Annotated in this window: 19 protein-coding genes and 2 tRNA genes; 12 read left to right on the top strand and 9 right to left on the bottom strand. The window is 41.9% G+C overall.

The window, feature by feature from the left end; translation table 11 throughout:
• Positions 1 to 113 precede the first annotated feature (113 nt).
• The 4 genes from RE476_RS08600 (at position 114) to RE476_RS08585 (ending at position 3,808) form a co-directional block, all read left to right on the top strand.
• A complete protein-coding gene (locus tag RE476_RS08600) occupies positions 114 to 1,889 on the top strand; it encodes a cohesin domain-containing protein (protein ID WP_309307247.1) in 1,776 nt (591 codons plus the stop codon).
• An 11-nt stretch (positions 1,890 to 1,900) separates the two neighbouring features.
• Positions 1,901 to 2,443: a cohesin domain-containing protein gene (locus tag RE476_RS08595; protein ID WP_309307246.1), complete on the top strand. Its 543-nt coding sequence runs from the start codon at positions 1,901 to 1,903 to the stop codon at positions 2,441 to 2,443.
• A gap of 11 nt (positions 2,444 to 2,454) precedes the next feature.
• Positions 2,455 to 3,093, top strand: coding sequence for a hypothetical protein (locus tag RE476_RS08590; protein WP_309307245.1), 639 nt, complete (start codon positions 2,455 to 2,457; stop codon positions 3,091 to 3,093).
• Positions 3,094 to 3,238: 145 nt separating this feature from the next.
• Complete coding sequence (locus RE476_RS08585; protein WP_309307244.1) at positions 3,239 to 3,808, top strand: GMP synthase subunit A; 570 nt, start codon at positions 3,239 to 3,241, stop codon at positions 3,806 to 3,808.
• 4 nt (positions 3,809 to 3,812) lie between these two features.
• Here RE476_RS08585 and RE476_RS08580 read toward each other — a convergent pair whose 3' ends face one another.
• The 4 genes from RE476_RS08580 to RE476_RS08565 all read right to left on the bottom strand — a co-directional run bounded on the left by RE476_RS08580 (position 3,813) and on the right by RE476_RS08565 (position 6,422).
• Entirely contained in the window at positions 3,813 to 5,132 is a 1,320-nt protein-coding gene (locus RE476_RS08580) for a signal recognition particle protein Srp54 (protein WP_309307243.1), read from the bottom strand.
• Between the two features lie 99 nt (positions 5,133 to 5,231).
• Positions 5,232 to 6,065 carry a DMT family transporter gene (locus tag RE476_RS08575; RefSeq protein ID WP_309307242.1) on the bottom strand — a complete coding sequence of 278 codons (834 nt, stop codon included), beginning with the start codon at positions 6,063 to 6,065 and terminating at the stop codon, positions 5,232 to 5,234.
• Positions 6,066 to 6,148: 83 nt separating this feature from the next.
• Positions 6,149 to 6,223 (bottom strand) — tRNA-Met (locus tag RE476_RS08570).
• Positions 6,224 to 6,347: 124 nt separating this feature from the next.
• Positions 6,348 to 6,422 (bottom strand) — tRNA-Met (locus RE476_RS08565).
• 142 nt (positions 6,423 to 6,564) lie between these two features.
• Here RE476_RS08565 and RE476_RS08560 point away from each other — a divergent pair.
• The 7 genes from RE476_RS08560 (at position 6,565) to RE476_RS08530 (ending at position 12,354) form a co-directional block, all read left to right on the top strand.
• Positions 6,565 to 7,263 carry a phosphoribosyltransferase gene (locus RE476_RS08560; protein WP_309307241.1) on the top strand — a complete coding sequence of 233 codons (699 nt, stop codon included), beginning with the start codon at positions 6,565 to 6,567 and terminating at the stop codon, positions 7,261 to 7,263.
• Between the two features lie 28 nt (positions 7,264 to 7,291).
• Complete coding sequence (gene mtnP / locus RE476_RS08555; RefSeq protein ID WP_309307240.1) at positions 7,292 to 8,155, top strand: S-methyl-5'-thioadenosine phosphorylase; 864 nt, start codon at positions 7,292 to 7,294, stop codon at positions 8,153 to 8,155.
• A gap of 74 nt (positions 8,156 to 8,229) precedes the next feature.
• Positions 8,230 to 8,691, top strand: a complete 462-nt coding sequence (locus RE476_RS08550; protein ID WP_309307239.1) for a Zn-ribbon domain-containing protein — start codon at positions 8,230 to 8,232, stop codon at positions 8,689 to 8,691.
• A gap of 23 nt (positions 8,692 to 8,714) precedes the next feature.
• Complete coding sequence (locus tag RE476_RS08545; RefSeq protein WP_309307238.1) at positions 8,715 to 9,458, top strand: heparan-alpha-glucosaminide N-acetyltransferase; 744 nt, start codon at positions 8,715 to 8,717, stop codon at positions 9,456 to 9,458.
• A gap of 164 nt (positions 9,459 to 9,622) precedes the next feature.
• A complete protein-coding gene (locus RE476_RS08540) occupies positions 9,623 to 9,907 on the top strand; it encodes a hypothetical protein (protein WP_309307237.1) in 285 nt (94 codons plus the stop codon).
• Between the two features lie 91 nt (positions 9,908 to 9,998).
• Complete coding sequence (locus RE476_RS08535; RefSeq protein WP_309307236.1) at positions 9,999 to 10,502, top strand: NTPase; 504 nt, start codon at positions 9,999 to 10,001, stop codon at positions 10,500 to 10,502.
• Between the two features lie 484 nt (positions 10,503 to 10,986).
• Positions 10,987 to 12,354, top strand: coding sequence for a DUF2254 family protein (locus RE476_RS08530; RefSeq protein WP_309307235.1), 1,368 nt, complete (start codon positions 10,987 to 10,989; stop codon positions 12,352 to 12,354).
• 330 nt (positions 12,355 to 12,684) lie between these two features.
• On the opposite strand, the gene RE476_RS08525 is transcribed toward RE476_RS08530, so the two are convergent.
• The 5 genes from RE476_RS08525 to dinB form a co-directional block, all read right to left on the bottom strand.
• Positions 12,685 to 13,587, bottom strand: coding sequence for a pirin family protein (locus tag RE476_RS08525; RefSeq protein ID WP_309307234.1), 903 nt, complete (start codon positions 13,585 to 13,587; stop codon positions 12,685 to 12,687).
• Positions 13,588 to 13,696: 109 nt separating this feature from the next.
• Positions 13,697 to 13,969 carry a ferritin family protein gene (locus tag RE476_RS08520; RefSeq protein WP_309307233.1) on the bottom strand — a complete coding sequence of 91 codons (273 nt, stop codon included), beginning with the start codon at positions 13,967 to 13,969 and terminating at the stop codon, positions 13,697 to 13,699.
• 18 nt (positions 13,970 to 13,987) lie between these two features.
• Positions 13,988 to 14,272, bottom strand: a complete 285-nt coding sequence (locus RE476_RS08515) for a ferritin family protein (RefSeq protein ID WP_309307232.1) — start codon at positions 14,270 to 14,272, stop codon at positions 13,988 to 13,990.
• Between the two features lie 196 nt (positions 14,273 to 14,468).
• Complete coding sequence (locus RE476_RS08510; RefSeq protein WP_309307231.1) at positions 14,469 to 16,385, bottom strand: methyltransferase domain-containing protein; 1,917 nt, start codon at positions 16,383 to 16,385, stop codon at positions 14,469 to 14,471.
• A 301-nt stretch (positions 16,386 to 16,686) separates the two neighbouring features.
• On the bottom strand, positions 16,687 to 17,775 hold the full coding sequence (gene dinB, locus RE476_RS08505) for a DNA polymerase IV (protein WP_309307230.1): 1,089 nt from the start codon (positions 17,773 to 17,775) through the stop codon (positions 16,687 to 16,689).
• Positions 17,776 to 17,908: 133 nt separating this feature from the next.
• On the opposite strand from dinB, the gene RE476_RS08500 reads away from it, so the two are divergent.
• Positions 17,909 to 18,196: a hypothetical protein gene (locus RE476_RS08500; RefSeq protein ID WP_309307229.1), complete on the top strand. Its 288-nt coding sequence runs from the start codon at positions 17,909 to 17,911 to the stop codon at positions 18,194 to 18,196.
• The last annotated feature ends 82 nt before the right edge of the window (positions 18,197 to 18,278 follow it).

Below are 18,278 nucleotides of genomic sequence, written 5' to 3'. Positions count from 1 at the left end.
TGGATTTAAAAAAGTAATTATATATAATTATATGTTATACATGTTGTTACTTATTATGAGGGATATTTATGGATAAAAAGCTCTTTAAAATAACTCAAATATTCTTAGTGCTAATGATTTTCGCTGTTTTTGCTTCCTCCACGGTATCTGCTGTTGTATCTGATGATTTTAAACCATATTCAATTGCTGTCTATGACAAGATATTGGATGGTAGCAGTACTGATATAGAGGTGTTCCATACTGCGATGAGTTCTGATGGTAGCATGATCTATTTTATCGGAGTGGACAAAAGCACAGAACATATGGTGGTGGGCTACCTGAATTCCGATGGTTCCGGAATGAGGAAGTATGATGCTCCGGACGACAGTGCGGTTGGTATAGTTGTCAATGGGGATGGTTCAATGGCTTTCTTCATTAGTGGTAGCAATATCTATAAGATAGGAAGCACTGGCTTGTCAGAGGTCGCAGATATTGGTTCTGAGAACTATATCTGGTCTCTGGGAACTGCCGATTCAGGTGACTATGTGTATTATTCCATTAGCGGAAAAAAAGGTATCTGGAAGACCGGGCACAATGGCGGAGGCTCACAGACGGTTGTGAATTCTGACAATTTTAAAGTAGATGGGTATGATACCTCTTTCATCCATGATTTTGCAGTATCCAGCAACGGGCAGACGGTGGCATTCCTGTCAAGCGGTTACGTGATCGGCGATACTGTCTACGATAAATCAGAGGTATTCTCATGGGTCAATGGTAACTATGATCAGTTAACTTCAAAAGGAACTGCAAACGATGGTTATTCTAAAGTGCTTCTTGATGTGAGTGGCGATGGAAAGAACATCCTTTACATCTACAAGGGTAATCATTTCATCGTTTCTTCAACAGGCTCAAATGGCAAGGAACTGGGTTCTTACAGCGGATGGGGTCAGCTTGACAACACCGGACAGAAGATGTTCGTATCCGATTCAGAGAAAGGTATCATTGTCGATACTACAAGCAATGAGGAACTCTTGCTATTCCCTGTGGAGAAACTAAACTTTGGCGGTGATATAGGTAACACTTTCATAAGCGCTGACGGAAAGACGATATCTTTTACAGTTACCGATGACCAATATGATTCCTCAGTCTATGTAGGTCATTTTTACGAAAACGTTGATGATATAGCTCCGGTCTCATCCTCTGTTCTTCAGTCCTCAAAGATGGCATATTCAGGGATTTCTCTTGAAGAGGAAGTTGCTGAAGTTGAACCTTTGGAAGTCGAAACAGAGATGATCACTGATGTAGGTGCTGGTTTTTGTGGGCTTATGTTCGAGTCCCGCAGCAAGCCTGCAGGAAGTAGTGTGCAGATACCTCTCACGCTCTCTGGAGTAAAAGAGGGGATAGGCAACATGGATCTGGAACTGACCTACAATACTGATGTTCTTGAGTGCATCGAGGTCATAAAAGGCGGTCTTACGGATGATTCTCTATTTGAGTCTAATATTATGGGCGGTGAGATAAGGGTAAGTCTTGCAGATATGGAAGGCTTTAGCGGTGAAGGTTCAGTTGCCTATGTGAAATTCAATGTCATAGGTGAAGAGGGTTCCATATCTGAATTGATGATAAGCAGTATCACTGCAAACAATGCGGATGATCTTTCAGAAATGGGTCTTGACAAAAAGAATGGTGTGTTCGAGGTAATAAGTGTCGATGATGGTATGGGTGACGCTGCCGGTGACGGGGGCGAATATTCAGCATACGATGCTCTCTATTCCCTGTTGATGTCCGTGGGCAAGATCGACGAGCATGAGTCAATGGATGTGAATGGTGATGGAAAAGTAACCTCGATAGATGCAAGGATGATCCTTAAACTGGCATCGGAGAAAAAACCTGTAGGGGATATTGAATAAAGGTGAGAACAATGAAATGGATATTATTCAGTCTGTTATTATTTTGTTTTATTTCAAGCGCTTCAGGCGCGGAATTGACTGTGAGCATCGATGACATGCAAGCGGCAAGCGGCTCTTCCATTGAGCTTCCTATAGTCCTTAGGGATGCAGAAGATGTGGGAAGTATGGACCTTGTGCTGAAATATGATGCTGAGGTATTGCAGGCAACATCTGTAAAGACCAGTGATATTGGAAAGAATGCCTTTATTGAATCCAACACCGCAAACGAAGGTGAAGTTATCATAGCACTCGCCGATGCTTCTGGAATAAGTGGTGATGGCCCTGTGGTAAAAATATCCTTCATGGTAGTTGGAGATGCAGGTAGTTCCTGTGCTGTTACGCTGGAAGAGGCCAAGATCCATAATACAGAGCTTGTGGAACTGGTGACTGGCACAGAGGATGGGACAGTCACAGTTACAGAAGCCAGTGGCAAAAATGCAGGGTATGCTTCGGTAGCACTGTATGTTGTAGCTATCTTTGGCCTGTGCGCTATGATCATCAACAGGAATGAGTGAAGGAGATCCAAATGAAAAAGGAAATTCTCTCTTTTCTTTTATTCTTTTTACTTGTAAACACGGCCCATGCAGACCTTTACTCCGATATGGGTGATATGGTTCCTTCATACAACCAGAATGTCGATCTTGTACCGGATGTTATCATAGGTCTGCTCGGGAATGAGGAGATGTATGGCATAGTCAGCATGAGTGATGGTACAAATCTGGAGATTAAAGCCGTTACTAAGGATGGATTGGTGGTCGAGTTCACTAAAGTTACCATGGAGATCGAACAGGGAAAAGGTGATTATGATAATGACGGTTCCCTGACAGCCCTTGACGGTCTTGGGGCTATCAAGATGTCGACTGGAAAACTACCGGAAGACATGGGTCTTGATGTGGATGGCAACAAGAAGGTAAATTCCCTTGATGGGAGGATCATTCTCCAGTCTGCAGTTGGTCTTAGTTCGGAACTGGATCCCACTGTCATTGTTTACACGGATGAGGATACACTATCCGGATTGATGCTTTCAGAAGACCCTGCATCTTATTTCCTTGATGCGTATGAAAGCGGAAATATTGAGGTAGAAGGCGTCTCCTTTTCCAACAAGGCAAAACTATCTGTGGGAAATCTGATTCTTAAAATATCAAGTATATTGGGGTTAATCTGACTCCTTTTTTTTAATTCTATATACACGCTATAAGTTTTTTTTTGAAAATTTTCATCTATTAAGTATGAAACCCTCTTATATGGTTAATTACTATTATGGCAATATTGATACACATATTAATAAAAATAAATGCAGGAAACAATCTATGAGAGAATTAAAAATTCTTGTTATCAATAACTATGGGCAGTTTTGCCATCTTATCCATCGTGCAGTAAGGGATCTGGACATGGATACTAAGATCGTTGCCAACACGACTCCTGTTGAAGATATCCTTGACGAGGAACCTGACGGGATCATATTAAGCGGTGGTCCTACACTGGAAAGGGCTGGCATGTGTTCTGAATATGTTGAAAGCATCGACCTCCCAATCCTTGGTATCTGTCTTGGGCACCAGGTAATCGCAAAGACATTTGGCGGAGAGGTAGGTCCAGGTGTTTCAGGCGGATATGCAGACATTGAAATTGAGATCGTTGATGAGGATGAGCTCCTTAAAGGGCTGGGTCCGAAGACCTCAGTCTGGGCATCACATGCTGATGAGGTTGTCAGGATGCCTGAGGATTTCAAACAACTTGCAAGGTCAAACATCTGTGAATGTGAGGCAATGAGGCATGTTGACAGGCCTATCTTTGGTGTGCAATGGCACCCTGAGGTGGCACACACAGAAAAAGGAGAACAGCTTTTGATGAATTTCTTTAAGGTATGTGAGGAGTATTAAACTCTCACATTCCCATTTTCTTCATCATTTTTTGCATATTGAATTTTCCGCCACGGAATCCTTTCATAGCGGTCTGCATCATCTTGTGGTATTTCAGAAGTTCCCTTACATCCTCTGGGGCACAGCCTGAACCTCTTGCAATTCTCTTGATGCGGGCACTGCCAATAACTCTTGGATTGAGCATTTCCTCTTCTGTCATTGAGTCCATAAGAACCCTGTAACGTCCGAGTTTGTCACCTGTTACCTGATATGCATCTTCAGGGATCTTGGCACCGAGTCCTCCAAGTGGCAACATCTGCATGATCTGCTTCATTGGTCCCATCTTGTTGAGACTTTCGAGCTGTTTGTACATGTCCTTGAGTGTGAACCTGCCACGGAGCATTGCTTCCATGTCAAAGTCTTCTTCTCCAAGGGCTTCCTCTGCTTTTTCAATGAGACTTTTGATGTCGCCCATTCCCAGAAGTCTTGAAATGAACCTGTCCGGCTCAAATCTTTCAAGGTCGTCCGGTGTTTCTCCTACACCAATAAAAGCAATGGATGAATTTGTTTCAGATACTGCGGAAAGTGCTCCACCACCTTTTGCGGTACCGTCAAGCTTGGAGATCACTACGCCTGATATTCCGATAGAATCATTGAATGCACGTGCCTGCTCGCTTGCCTGCTGTCCGATAGCACCGTCAAGTACAAGCAATTTATAATCCGGTTTGGCCACGGCGTGTATTTCTTCCATCTCGGTGATAAGGTCACTTTCAAGTGAGTGACGACCTGCTGTGTCAACTATAAGTACGTCATATTTGTGAAGCTCTTCCAGGCCTCTCTTTACAATTCCAACTGCATCCGGGTTTCCTTCCTCACCGTAGAATGCGACGTTGAGTCTGGTACAAAGGGTTTTTAGCTGCTGGTATGCACCCGGTCTGAATGTGTCTGCACAGACTACAGCCGGTTTGAGTCCTTTTCTCTGGAAATAGCGTGCAAGTTTTGAAGTCGTAGTTGTCTTACCGCTACCCTGCAAACCTATCATCATGATGGTCTGGGGTTTTAGTGGAATATCGGTACTCTTTCCTATTATACTGATAAGTTCCTGATAGACTATCCTTATTACATGTTCCCTGGGATTCATTCCTGAGGGCACTTCCTCTTTCAGTGCACGCTCTTTGATATGCTGTGACATTTGCATGACCAGCTTGACGTTTACGTCAGACTGGAGCAAAGCCCTCTGGATATCCTTGACGACCTCATTTACGGTCCGTTCGTCGATACGTCCTGATTTCACCAGTTTCTTTAGGGCATCCTGCAGTGAATTCCCGAGTTTATCCATTACCATTTAAGGATCATCCTGTTCAGTTCTCTATTTTGTTCTATTAAAGGGCAGTTCATATTTAATCCTGTTGTGAAGCAGTAAGTCGTTATTCTATTTTCTGCTTCATGTTATAAGCACTACTGCTACCATAACGGCAAATACGCCAATCCACTGCCTGTTCTTTAATCTCTCTTTCAGAAGTATCCATGCAAGAAGTACGGTTATTGCAGGGTACATTGAAGTAAGGATCGCTGCAATATCCATTCTCCCCGTCTTTGCTGCAAGGGCGTAGAACACATTTCCTCCTGTATCAAGCACCCCTGCAAGTGCAATGAGTGGCAAGAATTTAATTCCTGGTATCTTTGTTTGTTTTTTGTAGGATGCTACAAGTATAAATGTCGGGATGGTTGCCATCCTTGCTCCGACAAGTGGCCAGAATACTCCATTTGACTCTACCTGGTCGATAAGTATCATAAAAAGCCCAAAACCAAGTCCTGCAAGGAGTGGAAGCTTCAGTTTCTCCAATTCTATCTTGGGACTATTCTCTTCTCTTGATATCAGCCATACTCCGATGAATGCAAAAAGAAAACCAGTAAGCTGGCTTATAGTGGGAAGTCCCTCGGTTACTATTCCGAATGTCATGGGGACAATTGCGCTTAAAACCGCTGTAACAGGAGCTACAATGCCCATTTTTTCCATGGATAGTGCATGGTAAAGAGCAAGAAGGCCAATTCCTCCTGCAAGTCCGGCGGCTGCACCCCATAAAAAATCTGTAGTGGGTGGTATGCTTTCCGTGAACAGCAATGCAGCCGAGGCAAGTAGTATTATTCCTACTATCTGGGAAAGTATTGCAACTATCAATACTCCGCTTCGTTTTGTTGCAACTCCTCCGCTAAAATCTCCGGCTCCCCAACACGCTGCTGCTGCAAGTCCGAATATGGCAATAGATAATTCCATCTCGTTTACCTCTGGTTGCTTGGGAGAGCGAAGACCTTAAAGCACTAATTGGTGGCTGCACCAAAACTGTAATGTTAGAAAAGTAGCGGGGGATAGATTCGAACTATCGGTCTACGGGTTATGAGCCCGTCGGGATCTCCTGGCTACCCTACCCCGCTTCAGGGATTGATGTTTAATTGGGAACTATAGCTTTACTATGTTTCCTGTTATATATGTATGTTTCCAAAACACGTCTCTAACACATTAATTGATGGTTAAGTCAAAACTGCAATATTAGAAAAGTAGCGGGGGATAGATTCGAACTATCGGTCTACGGGTTATGAGCCCGTCGGGATCTCCTGGCTACCCTACCCCGCTTCGTAGATTGCTGTTTATTTTGGAACAGTACTCCTCTCTCAACATCTACATACTATATATGCATTTCGTATAGTAGCATTTTTCGATATGAATTAAATATATATCTTGTACCTGTAAATATGGTGCATTGGAGATTATACAAATGGCCTTACCTGACAAATTCAAATGTGTTATTACAAACTGGGATTACATTTACGATCTTTGCAGAGATGTTGCAAATGACGTGAAAGCTTCAGGATATGAACCTGATATGATCATTGCTCTTGCAAGGGGTGGATGGTTCGCAGGTCGTGTATTATGTGATTTCCTGGGTCTTGATGACCTGACAAGCCTGAAGATAGAGCACTATCTGGGTACTGCACTTGCCGGTGATGAACCCCTGATAAGGTACCCGCTTGCTGACAATGCAGTTGCAGGAAAGAACATACTTATCGTTGACGATATCGCCGATACGGGTAAAAGCATGATCAGTTCGGTTGAGTATGTAAAGCAGCAGAATCCTAAAGAAATAAGGACTGCAACTCTCCAATATCTTGATTCTTCAGTGCATGACCCGGATTATTGTGGCGAGCGCCTCGAGGAATGGGCATGGGTTGTTTTCCCGTGGAATTTCATTGAAGATATGATCGACCTCATATCAACCCTCATGAAAAAAGAAGGCCGGGGTATGTGGGACATTCCTGCTATAAAGCATGGTCTCTATATGTATCATTCACTGGATTCATTTGCATTTGAGATCGCCCAGCCAGGCAGACTTACTGAAGTACTGGAAGAGATGCACCGCAGGGGGATCGTAAGTTCTGTGAGTGAAGATGGGAAACAATACTGGAAACTTATCTGAAACTTCTCTATAATACACAAGTGATAAAATGCAGGAAAAAGCTGATATTGCAATAATAGGCGGAAGCGGCATATATGACGCAAATCTGCTGGATAATGTGCGTCAGGTGGATATTGATACACCTTTTGGAAAACCTTCCGATTCCATCACAATTGGTGAACATGGTGAGAGGACTGTTTGTTTCCTTCCAAGGCATGGGGTGGGGCACAGGATATCTCCTTCCGAACTTAATTCCCGGGCCAACATCTTCGCACTTAAAAAACTCGGCGTGAAACGCATAATTGCAGCTTCTGCTGTTGGGAGTCTCAGGGAAGAGCTCAAACCGCTGGATATAGTGATCCCGAACCAGATATACGACCGTACAAAGTGCAGACCTTCCACGTTCTTTGAGGATGGCATAGTTGTACACATGGGATTTGCTGACCCTTTCTGTCCTGAAATTTCAAAGGACATAGTGGATGTTGCCAGATCAAAAGGTTACAATGTCAAAGAAGGCGGAACATATCTTTGTATGGAAGGTCCTCAATTCTCAACCCGTGCAGAGTCCCGTGTATATCAGGCACTTGGCTTTGATATCATTGGTATGACTGCTATCCCGGAAGCAAAACTTGCCCGCGAGGCTGAGATATGCTACTCGATGATAGCTACGGTGACAGATTATGATGTGTGGCATGAGGAAGATGTGACCATCGAAACCATCATTGAGAATGCCATGAAGAACGAGGCTGCTGTTAAGGACATAATTGTGTCATCTCTTGAGAAATTCAGTCTTGAGCAGCACTGTATGTGTAAGGATGCCCTGGCAGGTGCTATTACAACCGTTCCTTCCATGATCCCTCATGACACCAGAAGGAAACTCGACCCCCTGATAGGCAAATACCTTAATGAATGATGAGCCTGCTATCTATTACAGGCTTATCGCAAGTGTTTTAATATATCATGATACTTATTTAAGTCGGTGGACCAATGCCTCATAAGTGCACAAGATGCGAATCTATCTTTATCGACGGTGCTTCAGTAATATTGAGCGGATGCCCCAACTGTGGCTGGAACAAGTTCCTTTACGTGAGTGAGGAAGAGGCTGCCGGCCCTGTTGCGGAGGGCGCCGAAGGAACTGAAAGTGAGGAAAAGCACGCTATTATTGATGAAACCTCTCATGAAGGTGATTCTAAAGGATCTTCTGAAAAGATCATCCGGGAAATAGATGATATCCTCGGGGTTGAAAAGAAACCTCCTCGTGTTATTGAAGAGGAAGGTGAGCGTGTTGAATCCGTACGTATTCTTGGCCCCGGTTCATATGAACTGAACCTCGATTCCCTGCTTGACCGCAAGGAAATAGTCATGGCCATAAAAGAGGATGGTACTTACGCATTACACCTTGGTTCTGTTTTCAAGGATAATAAAGATAAGAAAAAGAAGAAAAAGTGATTATTTTCTTTTTGGGGCAGACAATGGATAAGGGCCACAACAAACGATTCTTTGAAGTTGACGCCTTTCGCGGTATAGCCATCTTTCTGATGGTAATCTACCATTTCTTTTTTGATCTTGATTTTTTCGGCATCCATGAATTCAACACACATTCCGGTATTCTCCTGATAATCGGAAGGACTGCCGCAATTCTGTTCATTGTCCTTGTCGGCGTTTCCCTTACGTTAAGCCATTCACGTGCATTATCCTTACATGGCACACAGAATCAGTTCTCTCATTTTCTGAAAAGAGGTGCAGGTATCTTTGCGTGGGGTCTTGTAATTACAGTTGTCACAGCAATAGCCCTTGAACGAGGAACTATTTATTTTGGAATACTGCACCTCATCGGTGTTTCCATTGTCCTTGCTTATCCATTTCTGAAATACCGGAATTTCAGCCTGATCGCTGGTATTCTGTCCCTGTTTGCAGGCGTGATCATGGATGGTGCCTATGCAGATTTCCCCTGGTTGCTCTGGCTTGGCATCAAACCCTACGGTTTCTATACTCTGGATTATTTCCCGCTGATCCCATGGTTTGGCGTTGTACTGATGGGTGTTTTCACAGGGAGCCGCCTTTATCCTGAGTATCAGAGGGGCTTCAGGATGTGTGATTGCGAGAATAATGCTGTTGTGGGATTGCTGGGTTATCTGGGAAAAAAGTCGTTGTTGATTTATCTGGTGCATCAGCCGGTGATTGTGGGGATTTTATTTCTGTTTGCTTCGATTTGAATTCAAACGTATTCTGCATCTATAGAAATCCTCAATATTATGAGAATTCTAAGAACAAGTTCCACGTCAACTGATTATAACAAGAGACATGTTTAGAAACAATCCTACTTCGACTGTAAAACACTATATAGCTGTAAGCCTGATGATTATTGGGGTTATAAACAATGGTATACGTACTTATCAAGCATATAGTCGAAGATTTTTCTAAATGGAAAGCAGGATTTGACGAGCACGGTTCCATGCGAAAAGAGAGTGGTTCCAAAGGTGGAATGCTTTTCCGCACATCAGATGATCCTAATTCCCTGGCAATCCTTTTCGAGTGGGATACTATTGAGAATGCACGCAAGTTCACAGAATCTCCTGAATTAAAAAAGAAAATGGAAGAAGTGGGTGTAATCCGCAAACCAGAAATCATTTTTCTGGACAAGATAGAAGACATACCAGTCTGATCGGAATTAATGATAATAAGCGGATGACAGGGATTGACTCTCGGTTTATTTATTTGTAATTTTTATGGCTGATCTGCAAAGGAGGTTCCAGATGCTTCGAATAGCTGTAACTGGAAAGCCGGGTGTTGGCAAATCAACTGTTGTAGCAAGGGCTGTGGAAAAACTAGATCTAAAAGCCTGTGGCATCAGGACCGCGGAAATACTTGTGAACGGCAAACGACAGGGCTTTTCGATAGAGGATATCTCTGCCGGCAGAAAAGGTGTCCTGAGTCATGTCCGATGTTCAGGCCCGAAGCTTGGAAAGTATCATGTGAACCTTGCAGACCTTGACGGCATAGGTGCAGAAGCCATTAAGAATGCCATTGATTGTGATGTTGTGGTTATAGATGAGGTCGGACCCATGGAACTCAAGTCAGAGAATTTCATCCGGGCTGTAGAGGGTGCACTGGATTCGGCCAGGTCGATACTGGCCGTGCTGCACAGATCGAGTGAGCATCCACTGGCGCAGAGGATAAGGAAAGAGTTCGAGGTTCTGACTGTTGATGAAGATAATCGGGACGATTTACCGGAGAGGATAGCTGAGATTTTTAGATAAAGGTAGAATTTAAGTTGCCTAAGTGGATTGTTCCTGTCTGCTCTGGCTATGCAAAAAATGATATAATTCTAGGAATTAAATACAATTTCTTTGTCTCTTTATGCTCAAATAATTGAATATGTTTATATTATAATAGTTAATTTATGGCAGAGATGTCAAAGGAAAATACTTTAATTACAGTTTTTAAAAAAGTATTTAGTATTGATTCATTGGTTGATATGCTTAAATCAGTTGGCGTACCTACTGTTTCTAATTGCATCTTACTATTTTTTATTTCATATTCTATTACAATGATTTTCGAGTTTATGGTTATTAGTTTTTATACTCCATCAAATTGTTTTGATTTTTTATTGTATATGGTGCTTCCTTTGCTTATGCTTTCATTCTATCCAACAATTACGTGGGAGGCCGTTTCGTTGATAATAAAAATTCCCGATTTAGTTAAATTAAGAGTAGTATGTATTTTAAATGGTTTGTCTTATTTATGTCCGTTTCTTACGTATTCCTTGCTAAAGTATGGGCATTTGAGACAAATGCAGACAGTGCAAGATACATGATAAGTGCCCTAGTCCAGAGTGAAGCAGCAATTATCGCTATAGTAATTACTCTTAGTTTAGTTGCTATACAACATGTAGCCGCATATTATTCTGAAAGAACAATTGATTTGTTTAAAAGCTTTAAAACAAATCCTGATTTTATCATTCTATTGTTCATTTATTTCTCATCCATAATTTACGGTCTTTGGGTGCTTAAAACAATTCACAATTCACAATCATTTGGAGTTATTAGTCATAATTTCTTGTTTTTTGGCCAATATAATGATGAATCAGTTTTTGAAAATAAGGTTATAGCTGCATATTCATTGGGTATTTTTGCATTTTTTGCTTTAATAATCTATATCAATCGCATACTTGAAATGTTCAAACCCACTGAAATGATTAAATTATTTTCAACAGATGTGGGCTATTATAATATCAAAAATGCGCTTGAAAAAGAAAAGAACATTGATGTAGGTGGCGAAGTTGAGCCTGTAATCGATACTGTTCAGCCAATTGTTGACGTATTGCGTGGCTCTATTAAAAAGCATGATTATGAAAGCGTGAAATATGGTTTGAATGTATTCAAGAAAAAAGCCATTTCAATCATTGAAAATAAAGAGAATCAATATTTAGAAAGTACATTCAAAGTTGTAGATCATATTATTTTTCATATTGGTGAACTTGTAATAGATGCAGCTAAAAAAGATATGGAGGATGCTGCAATATTTGCAGTCAATATTATCTCGGATATTGGAATTGCTGCTGCTACAAAAAATCTTAGAAAAATAACAGATACGTCAATAATGAAAATATGTTTTTTTTGTAGTACCCCTCTTAAAACATCGTTTGGTGATTTTATTATTGTTCATAGATCGGTTGTGAAGGTCGCAGAACTCACACGAATATCTGTTGATAATAAATGGGAAACTGAAATAGGCCATGGAATATTGGCTCTTTCTAAAACAGGGTATAAATTAGTTGATGATGAGCCTTTTTCCCACGAAGTTAAGACGATAGTGGAGGCAATATTAATGTTTTTGATACAGCTCGCTGGAAAATTGAGTGATGATGAATCAATGAACTCCTTTTCAATTAATATTGTGACTTATTCATATAAAATTGGGGAAAAAATATTAGATACTAATAATTTATCCAAAAAAGAAAAATTAGATTCCTTAAATGATATTATGGCAAAACTTGATTCCTTATCTACTCATGTTGGTGGTGTTTGTAACGGTCCATTATATCTGGAGATTAGGACATGTATTTTTAATCTTGAATCATTGAAATCTACATTTGAAGGACTAAAGTAAGGACATTAGTGCTACCACGAATGAAAAACATAATATTCCATATAATATACTACTCTGCCTCATCTTTTAAATATGGGGGCTGATTTCAGATACTTCGAATGGCGATGCCAATAAAACTGGGCGCAGATTATCTTGATTTTAAAACTGTTTGTGTCAAGACTGTAGAGGTATAGGTGAACAGCAAAGGCCTATGGTTAGGGGGATAAGGGAAGAGTTCAAGGTTCTGACTGTGGCAGCTATAATCATGACTACCTGGCGAAAAAATTACTAAAAGGTTTCAATGAAAGTCGAATTCAATAGCAGATCATGGTGGTAGCGGAACAATCTATTTCACTTAACAAATGTCCCGTTCCTGTAATCCTTAAAAGCCTGCTGCAATTCTTCCTGTGTGTTCATGACTACCGGGCCGTACCAGGCAACTGGCTCTCCGATGGCTTTGCCGGTCATCAGCAGGAAACGGACTCCATTCTCACCGGCGTTGACTACTATCCTTTCACCATCATCGAACATTACGAGATTCTCTTTTCCGGTGGATGAGCCACTTTCAAGGTCAAAGTACTTTGCTCCGTCAACCTCGTATGAATACTGGTCGTTTTCAGGGTCGAAATGTCCGTCACCTTCTATGACGTAGGCTATCACGGTATAGCCGGATTTTGTCGGATACTCAAAAGTGGTTTTTGGAGGGACTGCTATGTCGAGATATTCGGGGTCTGTGACAATGTCCTTTACAGGGCCCTGAACACCGTTTATTTTTCCGCATATTATTTTGATGCGAGTACCATTATCCATGGTGATCTCAGGTATCTGGCTGCTTTTTACTTCCTGATAACGTGGGTCCATCATCTTCCGGGATGCCGGGAGGTTGGCCCATAACTGGAAACCCCAAAGGTTTCCATTGCTCTCACCTTTTGGCATCTCCTGGTGGATTATACCGCTGCCTGCTGTCATCCATTGGACATCTCCGGGTCCTGTGGCACCTTTGTTGCCCATGCTGTCTCCGTGCTCTACGTTGCCCTGAAGCACGTAGGTTATAGTTTCCATCCCTCTGTGCGGGTGCCAGGGAAAACCCATAATGTAATTCTTCGGATCATCCGAATGAAAATCGTCAAGTAATAGGAATGGATCAAGTTGCGGTACGTGGTTAAACCCGAATGCCCTTTTGAGGTGTACTCCTGCACCTTCAATGGTTGGCATGCTCTTCAGTATCTTTCTGACCTTTCTTATATTTCCCATGAGATTCCCCACTGGAATATTGTTTTCAGGTCGTATTAAGCATTTTTCGTACCGGTGTGCCAAGGGAAAAAGAAAAGTATTCAAAATCAAGTGGCTGAATAAATGTAAATCACTTATCCTTGGCCAGTGAATAACTTACCATGACCTGCAGGTATTCAGTATCCACTTCCATGAGCACTGTCTGGAACATGGCAGCATGTACTTTTTCTTCTTTGGCTATGTCCAGCAGGATGAACCTGAGGTCCTCGTCATCGGTAAGGTTTGCCATCTGTTCGTACATATTTATTGCATCGAACTCTGCCATGATGGCCACTCTCATGATCTCCTTGTCAAGGTCTTCTTTACTTACTTTTTCAATATCGATTGGAACTTCTGAGAACAAACTACCCTCTCCATGATGTTATTTCTGTAACTCTTCATCCACTTCTTCCCTGCCGGCTTCAAGTTCCTCGACCTGCTCCTTGTCCATCCTTAACAGGAGTGTCTGGAACTCGCCAATGTGGGTCTTTTCTTCCTTTGCAACATCAAGGAGAACTCTTCTGACCTCATCGTTCTCGGTCATGCCTGCCATCTGCTCATAAAGATTGATAGCATCCAATTCTGCAATTAGTGCAGCCCTTAACATTTCTTTATTTATGTCTTCCTTGCTCATCCTTGCAATATCTGCGGGTACTTTTGAAAACACTCTTACACACTCCGTTTACTCTACATTTTCCACATTTCAACATTAATACTTATGAAAATTAAATCAACCGCTTAGATATTTCTATCCGCAAATCCCTATTTACCCCCATTTATTCATGAGCAGCCAGATTACTTAAATTTGCCGAAACCTGTTAAAAAAAGAGGGATGTAAAAATCCCCCTTACAAAAAAGCAGTATTATCTCTGTGCAGATATCCTTTCATCCGCACTTTTAAGGATCATCCTTATCATCTCAGTGTATGAAATGCCGGCTATCTTTGCCATCTTTGCCAGATGTCCGTCCCAGCACCAGCCCGGGTTGGGGTTTACTTCCAGTAGTTTAGGAGTGCCTGATGAGTCAACTCTCCAGTCCAGACGGGTGTAATCCCTGCATTCAAGCCTGTTGATAAGTTTCAGGCTGCACTCGACTATGAGTTCTTCTGTTTCTTTTGGAAGGTCTGCTGGCATGGATTTGATCTTCCAGTATGGTGAATCAGGTATCCATTTTGCCTCATAACCACATAATCTTGGGAGGTCCTCAGGCAGTTCGGAGTAATCTTCCTTTGTAAGCGGCAGGACTGTGTAGTTTTCAGGAGGATTTCCGATTATGCCAATACTCAGGTCCTGGCCTGTAAGGAATTCCTCCACTAGTATGGGTTTATCGTATCCCAACCCTTCCCTGATGTCGTAAATAGCCCTGACGACCTCATCACGGTTGTTACATACGCTGTGCTGGTTCAGGCCAAAGCTCGAGTCTCCGAAGTTTGGTTTCACAATGACCGGGAAATCCATTGGCAGTTCGAAGAGGCTGTCCTCTCCTTTTACTACAATTCCCTCTGGTACCGGAACCCCCAGGTCTTTGGCAATACCTATCACAAGTGCTTTGTCGTAACAGAATGCCAGGCACTGCGGGCCTGAACCTGTGTAAGGGATGTTCAGCATTTCCATAACGGCAGGCACATGTAACTCTTTCTTTGGGTCGTTCCCAAAGCCTTCATCACAGAGGTTAAAAATGAAGTCTATCTTTCCTCTCAGTTTTGAAAGGTCACTGATGAGCGTATCGTGATTGTCCAGGTATTTGACAGAATAACCTTCTATTTCATTGAGGCCGCCTTTTAGCTGGTCGATGGTATATATGTCATCATCATCGAAGACACCGCATGGTTTCAGTGAATCATTTTTCCTCGGGTCACCGAAAACTACCACCACATTCTTTTCAATATCCTTCACTTTTTTCTTCTTGGGTGTCCACTCTTTTCTTACAGAAGCGGTGACCAGTATGCGTCTCTCCATCATCCCGAGGTCCTGGTTTCTCAGTGTCTGGGAATTTATGGCATCCACTATCTCTATGTCAGCGAAGTCTGCTTTCTTAAGGAGTTCTATCATTGATTCAGTTGTGTAGAGGCGTTCTGCATAAAACTGGTCTGCGATAACTCCTGAAGTATCGTTGACGATAACTTCCCTGGATATCAGTTTCTGTCCGTCTGTGGATATTGAACGTTCCCTACAAACAAAGTTATGCTTATCTATCCATTCCCATGAACGAGGCTGGTATTTTTCCTTGAGGTATGAGCCGTCGGCAACGTCCAGCAGGATCTTTCCCCATGGTTTGAGGATTCGTTTTACCTCTTTCAGTACCCTCAGGTCTTCATCAGATGTCTCAAAATAACCAAAACTGTTTCCAAGGAGCATTACGGCATCAAAGGTGTCTGTTGCATGGGGTGTCTTTCTTGCGTCCCCTTCTTTGAACCTGACTCCAAGACTCTCTTTCTTTGCAGAGTTCTTTGCTCTCTGTATAAGGTAGTGCGACCTGTCAAGTCCTTCTACATTTTTAAATCCCCTTCTTGCAAGCTCAAGTGAATGCCTGCCCTGCCCGCAGCACAGGTCAAGTACGTGGCTTTCAGGATTAATATTGAGTATTGAAGAAAAGGTGTCTATTTCCTGTCTGGTGATGGATGCATCATCAACAATATCTGCATCGGTTTTCAGGTAGAGTGAATTGAATATTTTCTTCCACCAGTCGGGGTTCACATGTTCTTCAAGGTGTGGTACAGGTCCTAATGTCCTTGGTTTTTGTTTTTCTTTGTTCTGGTAATCTTTAGATCTATCTTTCATCAGGTATAACCCTCTAATTTTTGGAATGCATAATATATGCAACCAAAGCTCGATAGGAGTTATAAAGATAAAAAACCTACGATAATCTCTTTTATTCTAGTATTAGTTCTTATATGGTGTTTGAATCTGTTTAAAATAGGAATGTTACTCTTAATGCTTGTTTTTTCTTTAAAATAAGATTATTTGCTTTATTAAAAGCCAAATAGTAGTTTAATTATGTAAAAAAACCATTTAATAGCTTATTTGTGAATGAGTTTCTGGTTTTTAAAGACATGCGATATGTATTGGATACAATATTCACTTACAGGAAATCACTAAGACATGTCTGTCTCTCATCAATTTTTTCAAGCTTGGTAACTCCAACCCCAAGTAATCGGAATCTGCCTTTTCCGAGAAACTCTTCCATAAGACTGAGAGATGTTTTTCTAATCGCCTCTTTGTCTGTAGTAGCCGCATGTAATGTCTTTGCCCTTGTGTATGTTCTGAAATCTTCAAAACGAACCTTGAGGGTCACAGTCCTGAACCTGAAACGCTTTTTGATGAGTGATGTATAGACTTTCTCTGAAAGGCCGGCAAGTGAGTTTTCTATTTCTCCCGGGTCTGATATGTCTTCATCAAAAGTATCCTCGGTACTGATGGATTTTACTTCCTCGCGTTCCTTTACCTCGCGCATGTCTATCCCGTTTGCAAGCTGGTGCATCACTACCCCGAACTTTCCGAAACGTGCTATCAGGAGCTGAACATCACATGATGCAAGCTGTCCCACAGATTCGATTCCCATTTCCTGAAGAATGGGTTGTGTCTTCTTTCCTATGCCCGGTATCTTCGATACGTGCAGAGGAAACAGAAAATCCTGAACATCTTCAGGTCTTACGACCGTAAGTCCATCGGGTTTATTGAAATCAGATGCTATTTTTGCAATGACCTTGTTGGGTGCAACTCCTATGGAGCATGTGAGTCCCTGTAAGCGTTTCACTTCATTTTTGATCTTTTGTGCAAGCAGGGTTGCAGACTCATAATCACTTATCGAATCCCCTATGTCTATGTAAGCCTCATCCACGCTCACCTGCTGGAATTTGTCTGCGAAAATACGTATGACATCCATTATCTTTTCAGAAGTATCCTTGTAAAGCTTCATATTGACCTGAAGGTACGCTGCGTCAGGGCAGAGTCTGTAGGCTTTTGATATGGGCATTCCGGAATGTATTCCAAATTCCCTTGCCTCGTAGGAACATGTGCTTACAACTCCTCTTCCACTGCCGCCTTTTGGATCAGAGCCCACAACAACAGGCAACCCCTTAAGTTCAGGTCTATCTCTCACTTCTACAGAAGAGTAGAAACTATCCATGTCAAGGTGTAGTGTTATTCGTTCTCTGGATGAGTTTTTCATTCAACACCTCTGTATATTTCTGGATTTAATTAAATTATGCATATCATTTACTTTATGTGATTTTCATGTCCGACGGAATCCTGATATAACATCACAGACCTTGAACAGGTATTAGTTGCAAATGGGTGCAAAAATGTATGTATATATAGCAATTCTGGCTTATGTTGTGGTCCTGTTCCTCACTTTGCGTGATGTCCGTATATATATGCGGACCAGGCTTGCTTCCTATCGTAAAGGTGCTCTGAAAGGTATCTTTGCATCAGCTCTTGTTATGCTTGGTGTACTGTTCTCTTTATCCAATCCAAATCTTGGGCTTTTAATTGTGCTGATTGCTCTTTTCTTCAATCAAAAAGGTACAAGGGAACAAGTTTTCAAGGATGCAAAGGCAATTGACCGTCTTCTGGGAAAGACTGATATATAATTAAGTATTCAGGTGCATTTCCAGTAGTCCAAAAGGTATAAATGTAAGGGTATTTATTATAACCCGATACAAGTTACTATCA

The sequence above is a fragment of the Methanolobus mangrovi genome (assembly GCF_031312535.1).
Lineage (GTDB): Archaea > Halobacteriota > Methanosarcinia > Methanosarcinales > Methanosarcinaceae > Methanolobus > Methanolobus mangrovi.
The sequence above is the reverse complement of the archived record's forward strand: the minus strand, read 5'-3'. Positions and strand labels throughout refer to the sequence as shown.